Annotated in this window: 10 protein-coding genes and 6 tRNA genes; 9 read left to right on the top strand and 7 right to left on the bottom strand. The window is 42.2% G+C overall.

Annotated features, from left to right (window positions below):
• Positions 1-77 precede the first annotated feature (77 nt).
• The 6 genes from AACU28_RS04475 to AACU28_RS04500 form a co-directional block, all read right to left on the bottom strand.
• Positions 78-764 (bottom strand): fimbria/pilus periplasmic chaperone, encoded by a 687-nt coding sequence (locus tag AACU28_RS04475; protein ID WP_121602446.1) that lies wholly within the window; start codon positions 762-764, stop codon positions 78-80.
• A gap of 2 nt (positions 765-766) precedes the next feature.
• Positions 767-1,492, bottom strand: a complete 726-nt coding sequence (locus tag AACU28_RS04480; protein ID WP_029222589.1) for a molecular chaperone — start codon at positions 1,490-1,492, stop codon at positions 767-769.
• 119 nt (positions 1,493-1,611) lie between these two features.
• Complete coding sequence (locus AACU28_RS04485; protein WP_004731190.1) at positions 1,612-2,109, bottom strand: hypothetical protein; 498 nt, start codon at positions 2,107-2,109, stop codon at positions 1,612-1,614.
• A gap of 77 nt (positions 2,110-2,186) precedes the next feature.
• Positions 2,187-2,711: a hypothetical protein gene (locus AACU28_RS04490; protein WP_017082128.1), complete on the bottom strand. Its 525-nt coding sequence runs from the start codon at positions 2,709-2,711 to the stop codon at positions 2,187-2,189.
• A gap of 770 nt (positions 2,712-3,481) precedes the next feature.
• Entirely contained in the window at positions 3,482-4,486 is a 1,005-nt protein-coding gene (gene ltaE / locus AACU28_RS04495; protein WP_065682473.1) for a low-specificity L-threonine aldolase, read from the bottom strand.
• A gap of 39 nt (positions 4,487-4,525) precedes the next feature.
• Positions 4,526-5,041 carry an NUDIX hydrolase gene (locus tag AACU28_RS04500; protein ID WP_029222202.1) on the bottom strand — a complete coding sequence of 172 codons (516 nt, stop codon included), beginning with the start codon at positions 5,039-5,041 and terminating at the stop codon, positions 4,526-4,528.
• A gap of 287 nt (positions 5,042-5,328) precedes the next feature.
• On the opposite strand from AACU28_RS04500, the gene AACU28_RS04505 reads away from it, so the two are divergent.
• From AACU28_RS04505 to AACU28_RS04535, 7 genes are all read left to right on the top strand, one after another.
• On the top strand, positions 5,329-6,984 hold the full coding sequence (locus AACU28_RS04505) for an ATPase RavA domain-containing protein (RefSeq protein WP_017078724.1): 1,656 nt from the start codon (positions 5,329-5,331) through the stop codon (positions 6,982-6,984).
• Positions 6,985-6,995: 11 nt separating this feature from the next.
• Positions 6,996-8,441, top strand: coding sequence for an ATPase RavA stimulator ViaA (viaA, locus tag AACU28_RS04510; protein WP_102463610.1), 1,446 nt, complete (start codon positions 6,996-6,998; stop codon positions 8,439-8,441).
• Between the two features lie 197 nt (positions 8,442-8,638).
• Positions 8,639-8,712 (top strand) — tRNA-Cys (locus tag AACU28_RS04515).
• A gap of 48 nt (positions 8,713-8,760) precedes the next feature.
• Positions 8,761-8,836, top strand: a tRNA-Gly gene (locus AACU28_RS04520).
• Between the two features lie 80 nt (positions 8,837-8,916).
• Positions 8,917-9,003: transfer RNA gene (locus AACU28_RS04525), tRNA-Leu, on the top strand.
• 64 nt (positions 9,004-9,067) lie between these two features.
• Positions 9,068-9,141, top strand: a tRNA-Cys gene (locus tag AACU28_RS04530).
• 295 nt (positions 9,142-9,436) lie between these two features.
• A complete protein-coding gene (locus AACU28_RS04535) occupies positions 9,437-11,326 on the top strand; it encodes a methyl-accepting chemotaxis protein (RefSeq protein ID WP_445329570.1) in 1,890 nt (629 codons plus the stop codon).
• Between the two features lie 97 nt (positions 11,327-11,423).
• Here the strand turns inward: AACU28_RS04535 and AACU28_RS04540 are convergent, their stop codons facing one another.
• A complete protein-coding gene (locus tag AACU28_RS04540) occupies positions 11,424-12,212 on the bottom strand; it encodes a lipase family protein (RefSeq protein ID WP_017077331.1) in 789 nt (262 codons plus the stop codon).
• A gap of 349 nt (positions 12,213-12,561) precedes the next feature.
• On the opposite strand from AACU28_RS04540, the gene AACU28_RS04545 reads away from it, so the two are divergent.
• Together AACU28_RS04545 and AACU28_RS04550 are read left to right on the top strand one after the other, a co-directional pair.
• Positions 12,562-12,648: transfer RNA gene (locus tag AACU28_RS04545), tRNA-Leu, on the top strand.
• 83 nt (positions 12,649-12,731) lie between these two features.
• Positions 12,732-12,805, top strand: a tRNA-Cys gene (locus AACU28_RS04550).
• Positions 12,806-12,824: the final 19 nt, after the last annotated feature.

Here is a 12,824-nt window from a genome sequence, read left to right on the forward strand (position 1 = left end):
CAACAGGGCTTAAGGCAGCAAAATAAAAAAGTACTAATCCCAAGACATACAAAACTTGCCATATCTTGTGATAGGTTTCAGTTTTCATGCCCATGGTAAGTGCCCACTGGTAAATAATTTAAAGACGAAGGCAAAGTAATAATGGAGCGTGGTGGAATAAACTGTTCACCTAAAGCCTCATGTACTTTTTGGCTCTGAGATTCGAGCCCCGCAAAATGAAGTAACGATGTATAGGTAAATCGCGACCCAGAATTAGTGAGTGTCAGTTTACCTTGTTCATCTATGTGTAATTTCACGTCAGGCTCTAAAGAGGATGAGTGAATGTGTAACAACGCATTGTAGTGAACTTGTAAATTGATACCGGTTGTTAAGCCGATGGGTTTGTCTATTCTCGCGTTGTTCTGGCCAATATTCACGGTACTGAAGCGAACGAAGTAACTCTGGGAGGTTTCGAGTGATCGGTTTCCCAACCACTGTATGCGGAATACTTGGCGTGCACCGGGTGCTAACATTGCGGCTGGTGGAAACACAAACATCTCTTCACTCGATAGATCTGATGTTTGGAACGTGCCATCAGATAAGAAGTTCAAACGACGAACGTTAGCTTCTAGAGGGAGAGCTTGTGTTGAATTGTTAGTTACGACCAGTTGCGATGTTGCCCGGTGATCTGTATTGAGCTCGATGACGGTTGGAAACAATGTTATGCCAAACGTTTGTGCGCACAGAAACCAATAAATGAGCCCACCCAAGATATAGCGTCTCATTGCTATTGATCCTGTTCTATTTCAATCGATAGGGTGTTAACGTCATAATTTTTAAGAGGCTGCATTTCGAAAAAGCGAGTGGAGTAGGGAAGAACCAAAGTACCCGGAATACGTTTAGCGATTTCTACGCCTTTTAAATATGTTGAATTTTTACCATCAGATATCTTCCATGTTGTATTGGTTAATCGACCATAACTATTACCACTGTTAAGTACTTCAAGAACCCATTTGTTCTTTTTGTCATTTTGCTCGATGCTTTTAATTTCTAGCTGGGAAGCTGTGTTCTGAGGTCGCACGTTGATAAGCGTATTAAACTGAAGCAAAAGACTTACTTGCCCTTGATTACTGCTCGCTCTTTGAACTTTTACTTGCTTAACAGCAATGCGATACGCTTTAGATTCTGTGATGGAAGGATCGCCCAAATACCGCACCATAATGGATTGTGATCGTCCAGGTTCTATTATTGCGGTCACCGGTATCACTAATAGCTCGTCATCTGCAGGCGTCGTGGTCTCTTTTCCATATTCGTTCATGGTCATAAATACTGGAGACAATTCAACCGTGAGTGGTTCGGTTGAAGAATTTTCAACCCTCATGGTCATTTGAGCTCTTTTGCCAAGCGGTGTCATTTCCATAGACATCGGTTCGACTTTGAACGCATGAGCGGACAGACAAGTGAATGACAATAGGAAAAGAACGATCCATTTATGCATGATCCATTTATACATAGCGAAGAGCTCCAAATTAAACTTATGTCGTTGATATTGATATTGATATTGATATTGATATTGATATTGATATCGAGATTAAGTCGGAGGCCAAATAATAGCCCCCGACTTATTAACCTCTAATTTGAGGTGATATTTACGGTTAATGTATCTGAGTAGCCACCTGCCCATGGGGAGGTTTCTGTCGTCACAATATCAATAGATGCGGCAACACCTGTCGCTAATGCTCCAGAACCGCCATAAGAATTACTGACTGAAACGTCATTTAGACCTGGGCCCCCTGGTGCATTAAGCGTGAAAGCAGCTAAACCTGAAGGATTAAATGTTGCATCGTAGGTAAGAGCGTAGTCTTCGCTATCGTCTGACTCTAGACCACCTTCAGCACTTGTCAGTGTCACAGTTGCACCATCGACGTCATTACACTTCATGTTAAGACCACTAACAGAAAGGTTTTGAATTTGAGAGACGTTACCGAAGTCCATCAGTTGCGTTGAAAGACCAGTAACTTCACATACAGGTGAAACAAAACCAACTAACTGGACATCACCAGGAGCGGCTTGGACTTGAGCACCAAAAATAGCAGTGACTGTTGCTGCGTAGAGTGTTAGCTTTTTCATTAGAAATTCCTTTATCTTAAATGATTGGCTCGAATACTGCTGAGCGTTTGTTGTTCTGCAGATACATTGCAGAGTTTTCACTTTGTCACGCTATGAATCGAAGGGTAAACTTCGATCTCAATAACGTCTTGATAATAACCTGCGAAACGCAAGCTATTTTCGAGTGCTACCCTAAGGCTCCCATGTTGAGCGAAAGGAATAACACCAGAACTGTTTATCATTACCGGTGAAGTCAGTTGGCTGCTGTGCCTACTTTCGTAAAGACGAATTTCGTCTATTTGTAATGACAAATTGTAACTCTCAATAATATCAACCCCTTGGTGTTGATATTTTAAGCCTCCATATTTTGAGTTGATCGTTATACCCAACGGACGGTTACAATACATATTAAAAGGCAGCGATTGCACATCACGGTGTTCCGTAAAATTCATAATATTGCCAGAGAAAAAGTTTATTTCGCATCGATCTTTGATCTGACCACTAATTCCTAACGTTAGGTTGTTAGCGCTAGCATAGAATGAAAGTGACAGACTAAAAATTAACACGGAGACGATGAAGTTATGAAGAATCCGAAATACTCTAACCATTATTTCACCTCTCACTGATTGAATGTAACTTGTTGCTTAACTTTCAAAACTATAAGTGCTTTAAAAAATGGTGAAGTAGTAAAAAAAGTTTATTATTTAGGAGAAGTATGAGTTTTAGTATGATTTAAGCAGAGAGGTAGAAGTGAAATTATTAGAGAATAATTTAATATTCAATTAGATAGGTTGGTTTTACTCAATGCTAGTATTAACGGAGGTTTTTTATTTAATTGATTAAAATAGGACTATGGTCTACACGGACGTTTTGGGTTTTTTGATGGGTTACTGTCATCATGAATGTGACAGCATTATTAACGAAAACACTAATTTGATTATTTAATTTATAAGTTGATTGTAGCGATTCTAGATTGTAATAATGGACAGCGACTATCTACTATTTCTTTATTGAAATTAGTTCTTTACAAGGATCTATTAGGATTGATTCATTCTATTTGTAATTACCGTGTGCGTGGTGATTAAACACTTTAAGCTATTATGACTAAGTCATTTACCTTTAGTGACAATACAATGCGGATAATCCATTAATATAAATTAAACTTAAAAAATAATTTAATGTTTAAATGTTAGAATAATTCTCAGAGGGTATTCTCATAGGCCAAAACGAGATTGCGTTCTGTTCCAGTCAATCAAGTGTGTTTAGTAGAAAACTAGCAGGTGTCGAAGGCTATTTGGGCTGTGGAATTGGTTAATGATTTTGCTGAAAGAATAAAGCTTCCCACAGGGGAAGCTCAAATCTCAATTGCTATAGAGGCTAATCTCGTCAAGAGTTAAAGCGCATTTTCTAGCTTTGTTAGGAAAGTAACGATGTCTTCTGAACTGATGTCTCTATGGGTAACAAAACGTACTGGATTACCAGGCGACATAGTAATGCCTTGTTCACCTAACTCTCGTGTGATGCGGTTAATATCAACAGACTCATCTAACTTAGCGAACACGATGTTCGTTTGAATGAAATCAGGATTAACAGAGAAGCCTTCTAGTTTACTTAGGCCAATCGCTAGGTTTTTCGCGTTCTCGTGGTCAGTTTTGAGTTGAGCAACGTTTTCAGTCAGCGCCATTTTACCTGCGGCAGCAAGAATGCCTGCTTGACGCATACCGCCACCGACCATTTTACGCAGTCGACGAGCTTTAGCGATGTACGCTTTGTTTCCAAGAAGTAGTGAGCCGATTGGAGCGCCTAAACCTTTTGATAAGCAAATTGTCATAGAGTCGAAGTGTTGTGCGATCTCTTTGATGTGTATATCTAGCGCCGCTGCTGCATTATAAACGCGCGCGCCATCTAGGTGCATTTGTAAGCCGTGTTGGTTTACGAATTCACGAGCTTCCGCTAGGTAAGACATTGGCAGCACTTTACCATTGATCGTGTTTTCTAAACTAAGAAGCTTAGTACGAGCAAAGTGGCTGTCGTCTGGCTTAATCGCTGCGGCAAGCTTTTTAAAGTCTAGTGTGCCGTCTGGGTTGTTCTCAATGGGTTGAGGTTGAATCGAGCCGAGCACTGCAGCACCGCCGGCTTCATACTTATAGTTATGCGCTTGTTGGCCACAAAGGTATTCGTCACCACGCTCACAGTGTGCCATTAAACCAAGTAGGTTGGCTTGTGTACCTGAAGAAGTGAACATCGCTGCTTCAAAGCCGGTTTCATTGGCAGCCCACTGTTCCAATTCGTTTACGGTTGGGTCATCGCCATAAACATCATCGCCCACTTCTGCATTTGCCATTACGTCACGCATAGCTTGCGAAGGTTTAGTTACGGTATCAGAACGAAAGTCCATGCTTCTCTCCTAGAGTACTTTAGGTAGTCATATAGTTGGCTATAGATAGCCACATAGTTGGGCTTTGCTTAAACAAGCGATAGTTTTTGTATCGGTGATTTGATCGTGTCGTATTTTGTTGTGCAGCTCTTCTAAGCTCAGCTCTATCACTTCTATAACTTCATCTTCGTCGCATTCAAATCGGGTAGTGAGGCTAAGATGTTTTGCGACAAATAAATGCTGAATCTCATCACAGAATCCAGCCAAAGGTGTGACTTGTCCTAAGCTCTGAAAAGAAGTTGCACTGTAACCGGTTTCTTCTTCCAATTCGCGCTGGGCACATTGAAGAGGTGTCTCATCAATTTCCATCGTGCCTGCAGGTAGCTCCAAAAGCCATTTCTTAAGAGAAGGACGAAACTGATTAATGAGGATGATTTTTCCTGACGAAGTGATAGGAAGAATAACGGCCGCGCCAGGGTGGTGTATTGTTGTATGTTTTACCACGACGTTCGTAGGGAGCGTCACGTTCTCTTCGATAAGAGAAATACTTTTCCATTGATGGATAACTTTACTCATGCAATTTGGCCACATTCCTTGCCAATTTTTCGGATAACTGAAGACGTGCACCACCATAACGTCTATGGTGTCGAAAATAAAAGAAAAATTAGACTTAACAATAGATTTAATTTCACGCCGTTCGTGATGTTACTCTCATAATTGGAATCTATGATTGCGCGAAAATTGCAGCGTAACCATCTGATATAAAGGCAACTCAATAATAAAAGATACTTGTAACAAAGTGCTAACAAATGTATAAAAACGTATCTACACTCTCAACTGTTCAAAGATTTTCGGAGTAACGCATGAACCCTTCTATTTCCTCACATGCTGACAAGGCGCTACTCTCTGAAAGAATTAACAAATTGGCACATGCTCTCTCTGATGGCGTTTATGAAAGAGAAGACACAATTAAGCTTTGTTTACTGGCGGCCCTGGCTGGCGAAAGTGTGTTTCTATTAGGCCCTCCGGGCATCGCAAAAAGCCTCATCGCTAAACGCCTCATCCAGGCTTTTGACAACAGTAGCTATTTCGAATATTTAATGACACGTTTCTCTACTCCAGAAGAAGTGTTCGGCCCACTAAGTATTCAAGAATTAAAAGATAACGGTCGTTATGTCAGACTGACCGAAGGCTACCTACCAACAGCGCAAGTTGTATTTCTTGATGAGATCTGGAAAGCAGGTCCTGCAATCCTAAATACGTTGCTTACGGTCGTTAACGAAAAGACATTCAAAAATGGCGCAGACATCGAGCGCGTGCCGATGCGCTTGTTGGTTTCAGCGTCTAATGAACTTCCTGACGAAGACAGCGGACTAGAAGCACTTTATGACCGAATGTTAGTTCGTGTGTTTGTAAACCGTATTCAAAACAAACAAAACTTCAAATCGATGCTGACGACGGGTACTTCTCAGGAAGCTGTGATACCAAAAGGTTTGGCGATTACTGATATTGAATACCATCAATGGCAGAAAGAGCTCGATAACCTGGAATTGACAGATAACTCGTTCAACAAGCTATTTGAACTGAAAACCATGCTTGAAGAGACTGTCAAAAAGCAAAGTTCGGCTACTGAAACTGATCTATACGTATCGGACAGACGCTGGAAGAAAGCGGTCAAGCTGTTGAAGGCAAGCGCATTCTTCAGTGGTCGTGATAGCGTAAATCCGCTGGATATTATGCTACTGCAAGATTGTTTATGGCATAGCCCAGAATCGCGTGATGTGGTTCGTAGTGTGGTAAAAGACTTTGCATTGAACCGAGCGTTTGACCAACAAGAGTCGAAGGCTCAAATTGAAATGTCCCGTGAAGAACTTGAAGAGATTCAAGACGATGTTGAATCAACGCTGTCTGTGTCGCTCTCTATGGAGTCAACCAGTGGCTTGCTGCGTAAAGACGTTTATCAGAATGACATCAAGAACGCGAAAATGTACAGCGTCGGCAGTGCATACAACCTAGTTAAACTGGTAATGCTGCAAAGCAACATGTCGGTGTCTGAATCTGAGAAAGGCGATAGCCGTTGGGTATACGTAGCCAAAGACGATTTTGATCGAGTTCTTAAAGAAGGCCATGGCGACATTTACGGTTACGTTAACGAAAATAAAAACCTATGCCGTTTAAAACTCGACTTGGATGCATCGAACCAGTTAGTCATTAAAGATATTGCCAATCGTTCTGTACTGGTGAGTGTGGTTACAACTGACGGTTTAGACCAAGAATTATACAACAAGTGGTTGAGTGGTGCTGAGAAAGCCCTAGAGCAGTTAACTGAAGCTGAATTCAAGTTAAAACGAGTTCGCACTGAATTCCATGATGCGCTACCTCATAACTATATCGACCCTGATTTACCGAAAGCGATGGAATCAAGCTTGCAAGCGGTAACGCAAGATCTCGAAACGACGAAAGTGAAGAGTAGCAAGATCGCACAACGTATTAAGTTCATGAGTCAGTACTTCGAGTAAGGGGAGAGCATATGTTAGGAGCAGACGGCTTAAACCTCGCTTTGATGGTGGCTGATTCAGGCATCATTGATACCGCGATGAATGATCTCATCGCTCGTTCTCAAGTCATGATGGCTGCTGAGAACAAAGGCGTTAAAACATCAGTGAAAAATCACTTAGTTAAATGGCGCGGTAAAGTAAAAAAACGCGTCACTAAAGTGTGTGAAACTGATCGCTTCCAAGAGGAAATCGCACTTTACCAAGAAGTGATCTATTGGGATGAACCGCAGTTCTTTGATGAGATAGACAGTGTTATCAAAAAACTGGAGTGGCACTCGGCGTTTTATCTACAAGCAAGACGCTTGATGGAAAACAACAAAGGCGTTTATAACGCGATGTTTCCACACTATTTTTGTGACCAATGGTATCAATCACTATCAGAAGCGATCAAACAAGCTCAAGTAACTGAACTTGAAACAAGTAAAGAAAAAGTCTTAGCTGACCTTTATCAGCGCATGGAAACCATGAAAAACATGGATAAAGTGACAGAGTCTGGTGATGAAGGCAGTGTAGGGCGTTTGTGGGACATGGCGTCTGCCAAATTAAGTAAAACTGATCTCACCATCATGAAGCGTCATGCTGAGTTCCTGAATAAGCACAAAGGCCTACAAGAGATCGCTGAAAAGCTAGGTCGTATGGCTAGCGAGGAAGATGATCCTTCTTTACACAAAGCCCCTGTAGAAGAACTGCAGATGGTTGAAGAGAAAAGTGATGAGGCGGTCGATGATATTGTTGGGATTCATGAAAGTGATGACCTCAACAAAATGCTGCCGAACGAGACCATGTTCCTAGCTTATCCTGAGCTTGAGGTTATCTTTTATAAACATTTGGCTGACAAACGTTTACTTAGCTATCGCTCGCAAGGTAAGTCACGCACGTTACGTAAAGTAAAAGCGCAAAAGCCCGATAGCAAAAACGTCGATATTGAAAAAGGTCCGTTCATCGTCTGTGTGGACGCATCTGGTTCTATGAGTGGGTTCCCAGAGCAATCAGCCAAAGCAATGGCTTACGCTTTGATGCAAATCGCGCTTGCGGAAGAGAGAGACTGTTACGTGATTCTGTTCTCTTCTGAGCAGATTACCTATGAATTAACAAGACAAGATGGCCTGCGTGAAGCGAGTGACTTCTTAAGCTATTCATTCCACGGCGGTACGGATCTAGAACCTGTACTCATGAAGTCGATTGACCTAATGACGGGTGATAAATACAAGAACGCAGATTTGATCGTACTTTCTGACTTTATTGCCCCTAAGCAATCTGATGAAATGATTGCACAGGTTGAAAAATTGAAAGAGCACAAAAACCGTTTCCATGCGGTTAGTCTTTCTAAGTATGGTAACCCTCAACTTATGACCATGTTTGATCACTGTTGGTCGTATCATCCAAGTCTCGTTGGCCGCTTCATGAAGAAGTGGTAGCGCTAGAACTTCTTATTTAAATCGTTTTTGCTGTGTGTTTTTTGATTGAAGAGATCGAACATGCAGCAATTTGATTTAAATGTCAGCAAACAGAATTTAAATTCACATTTTTGTTTGACTATCTTCACTCAATCCGTAAAGTAGGCACCCGAACACAGCGGGGCTAACGTTTAGTCGGTTCTAACGTGTTGAAAAATGGCGCCTTGGCAGAGTGGCTATGCAGCGGATTGCAAATCCGTGGACCTCGGTTCGACTCCGGGAGGCGCCTCCATTCTCTTTCTCTCTTATTTAGTTAATGAGAAATTAGACGAATGAAATTGCGATACTAGCTCAGTTGGTAGAGCGCAACCTTGCCAAGGTTGAGGTCATCGGTTCGAACCCGATGTATCGCTCCAAATTTTGTAGTGTTGATTCATTTCGACATTAAGATGGTGTTTTACTGTTCAGTAATCGGCATCGCAATAAAGAATTGCGTGCCCTGGTGGTGGAATTGGTAGACACAAGGGATTTAAAATCCCTCGGCGTTCGCGCTGTGCCGGTTCAAGTCCGGCCCGGGGCACCATCTATTTGATTGTTATCTTGTTTGGTAATGCTCAAAAGAGTTGTTCTCTTAAAACACTATTGAAGGCGCCTTGGCAGAGTGGCTATGCAGCGGATTGCAAATCCGTGGACCTCGGTTCGACTCCGGGAGGCGCCTCCACTATTCAGAAAAACCAGTCCTCGTGGCTGGTTTTTTCGTTTCTGGCACTTTGCTTCTTGTTTCTTCGTCCTTACCTCTTCATTTCTCCCTTTGATATTTGCTAAGCCCAACGCCGTTTTGGTGGAATCCTAAGTTGAACCTTTGTTGATAGACCGCTAAATAAATCAAAGTCACAATTAACCATAATGCTCAATTTGTTTCATTGTTTTATGGGATAACCCTAATTAAAACATGTGTATGAGTGATAGTGTCCCTCTTTATATTTCTTTAATTATTCTATAAGAGGTTCTTAAATATGCAATTTAGTCTAAAGAGAAAAATGGTTTTCTCTGTAGTTTTGGCGATTGCTGTTACATCTGCCATTCTTCTTTTCATGGGTTATAAGACTTTTCAAACAAACAGCTGGCAAGCTATAGAAAGTGAAAGTCGTAATACACTTCAAGCCCATGCAAAGGGCATCAGTGACTGGTTTTACGATAAGAAACAAGCAGTACATGGGCTTAAACAACAAGTACAGCTTAACCCTTCAATAGATATTGTTCCTCATTTACGTCAAACCTTGGTATCTGGTGGGTTTGGATTGAGTTATTACGGTAACAAAGAAGGTGAGATGTTCCGTCATGATCCTTCATTGAATAAAGCGGGGTATGACCCAAGAGTTCGAGGTTGGTATAAACAAACCTTAGCTGAGAACCGTGCAGTAACAACCAAGCCATATGTGAGTGTAACCATGCAAACCTTAGTGGTGACACTGACAGACCCAGTGACCGAGAATGGCTCGATCATCGGTGTTGTGGCATCTAACCTTGCGTTAGACAAGCTAATTGAAGATGTATTGGCTATTCAGGTTCCAGGTAATGGACGAGCGATCCTAATTGATAAGCAAGGCACGGTCGTTGCTCATAAGAATAAAGATTTCATCCTTAAGCAAGTCAAAGAGATAGCACCTGAATTAAGTGTTTCTGGATTAAACAGTGCTGCACAAAACTTAACGACAATTTTTACACAAGTTGGTGGTGATGAGCGCGTGATTATGGCTGAGCCTATTAAAGGCACCGACTGGCTACTTGTGATTGAAATGGATAAAGACGTACTGGAGCAGCCCCTGTTCGATATGTTGATTAGCCAAATCACCACAGGTTTGATTGTATTGATCGTTATGGCTGCAGCAACCTCATGGTTTGTGGCTCGTCAATTAGTTGAACTGGGTCGAGTGAGTGAAGCATTAGCTGATATTGCGGAAGGGGAAGGTGATTTAACACAGCGCCTTCAAGTGTCGAGTAAAGATGAAGTAGGGCAACTTGCCGACAAGTTTAATGTGTTCGTAGATAGACTTCATGCAATGATGAAAAACGTGACTGATGTTTCGACGGCAATGAATAACGGAGCTGAACACGCCAACAGCAGCGCATTAAAACGCAGCGATAGCGTCAGCAGACAGCAAGACGAGATCACAATGGTTGCAACAGCTGTGACAGAAATGGCGACAGCAACAGCAGAAATTGCTACGAATGCTGATAGTACGGCCAAAAGTGCGACTCACTCTGTTGAGTTGAGCGAACAAGGCTTCCAACAGATGGCTAAAAGCCAATCATCGATCAATGAGCTTGCGACAGAGCTAACAAGCGCTGTGTCTATTATCAGTGAGCTTGAAGAGCATGGCCAGCAAATCGCGTCTATCTTGGCGACGATTCGCGAAATAGCGGAGCAAACTAACTTACTCGCGCTCAATGCGGCCATTGAAGCGGCTAGAGCAGGCGAGCAAGGCAGAGGTTTTGCTGTGGTGGCTGATGAGGTTCGTGTGCTTTCTCAACGTACTCATGCTTCAACAGAAGAGATCGAAGACAAGATCAAGCGCTTACAACAAGCGACTAGCGGTGCTGTTAAAGTGATGACACAAAGCCACGATATGGCGAAAACAAGCGTACATGACGTGGATATGGCCGGAGAGAGCTTGGCTCAAATACGTGAGGCAATTCAGATGATCAGCGATATGGCAACTCAGATAGCTTCTGCTGCTGAAGAGCAGTCACTGGTTACTGCTGAAATCAATGCGAATACCGAATCTGTTCGTGAAGTGAGTGATGTGATGGCAGTTGATGCGACCGATGCGGTTTCACAAGCCGATCAGCTAAGTCATTTAGCGAGTGACTTGAAACAAGAGCTGTCACGATTCAAGCTTTAAGTTCAGGCTAATATTAGCTTAAGCACAAAGATCAATTAGAAACTAGAAAGAGCACTGGCTGTAAAAGCGTGTGCTCTTTTTTATTTATAGAGCATGCTCAATGTTTGTCAAAGAAGTCTTTGTTACGAATATACTTACTCATTAGGTGATAAGAGAAAGGCCGGATTAACCAACTGAATATTGATCGCCCGAGGCGTATTAACGTCGGTGTGTTTTCGTAAATCCTGCCGTTATAGAGCCAAAGTACTTTGCCTACATGCCAATACAATAGGGGAACCGGGGGCATAAAGGTCACGATGTCGATGTCGCAACAGATACGGTAGGTTTTCTTGCTTAAACGGTAGTTTTTTTTAAAACTCCAATCACCGACCGCGGGCTGCCCAAACGTGACGATTCGTTTAATACAACCTGGGTATTTTTGGTCCAAGTAATCAGCGAATACACAGCCAATAGAGCCACCAGAAGAGTGGCCAGTAATCGATATTCTTTTGCCTTGTTCCAATAGAGGAATCAAAGTGGTTTCCAAGCGTTCAATGACGGTTTGTCCCAGTTTATCTTCATTACGGCTTGGTTGGCTTTCTTGAAACATCAGATGGTAGAACCCGGCATGCACTCGATAGTTGAGCCCAATCCTTTTACAGCTTCTTGTCCATAGTGCAAAGGTAAGTAACCAATCTGAGATACTATGCGATCCTTTGATGACCACAACCACTTCATCTTTGTCGCTACTCCACAACACTCGAATCATGGTTTTTCCGAACTGGTTCTTTATGATGCGCTGTCCATTAGGGTCAAAACCGTAACGAGTTTGTTTAAAAACTCTAGGGTAGGCGAGGTTGCAGAGCACAGCGTAGCGTTCATATTGGTATCGTTTTAGTGGCTTCACGTTGTCATTTCGTAATAGTCGTTACTTAAAACTCTAGCCTTTGAATGTGAAAAGCACATGAAAACGAAGGCGTGTTTCCTTAATTCAATGGAATTGACAGTATTTTGTGAGTCTGAAAATGGGAATTCGGCCTTTGAATTCAAACTCAAACTCAAAATCTACGAATAAGAACCGTACAAGCTGCACTAAATTCATTCGTTTGAGTTCGATAATTAATCACTTGAATTGAAAGATAAAATTTACTGTTGACGAATTTTTTCTATCCGTTAAAGTACACCTCGTTCTCACGGCTTAGGTCGCAGAGAGATGGTGTTTTACTCTTCGGTAATCAGCATCGCATGATTGCGTTGCCCTGGTGGTGGAATTGGTAGACACAAGGGATTTAAAATCCCTCGGCGTTCGCGCTGTGCCGGTTCAAGTCCGGCCCGGGGCACCATCTATCTAGTTTCTATTTTGAGTAGAGTGTTGAACAACGAGTGGTTCTCTTAAAACACTTCAATATATTTTTATGTTGATAAAGGCGCCTTGGCAGAGTGGCTATGCAGCGGATTGCAAATCCGTGGACCTCGGTTCGACTCCGGGAGGCGCCTCCATTCTCTTTGTCTTACGTTT

The organism is Vibrio sp. SBT000027, from assembly GCF_963894355.1.
Taxonomy (GTDB): domain Bacteria; phylum Pseudomonadota; class Gammaproteobacteria; order Enterobacterales; family Vibrionaceae; genus Vibrio; species Vibrio splendidus.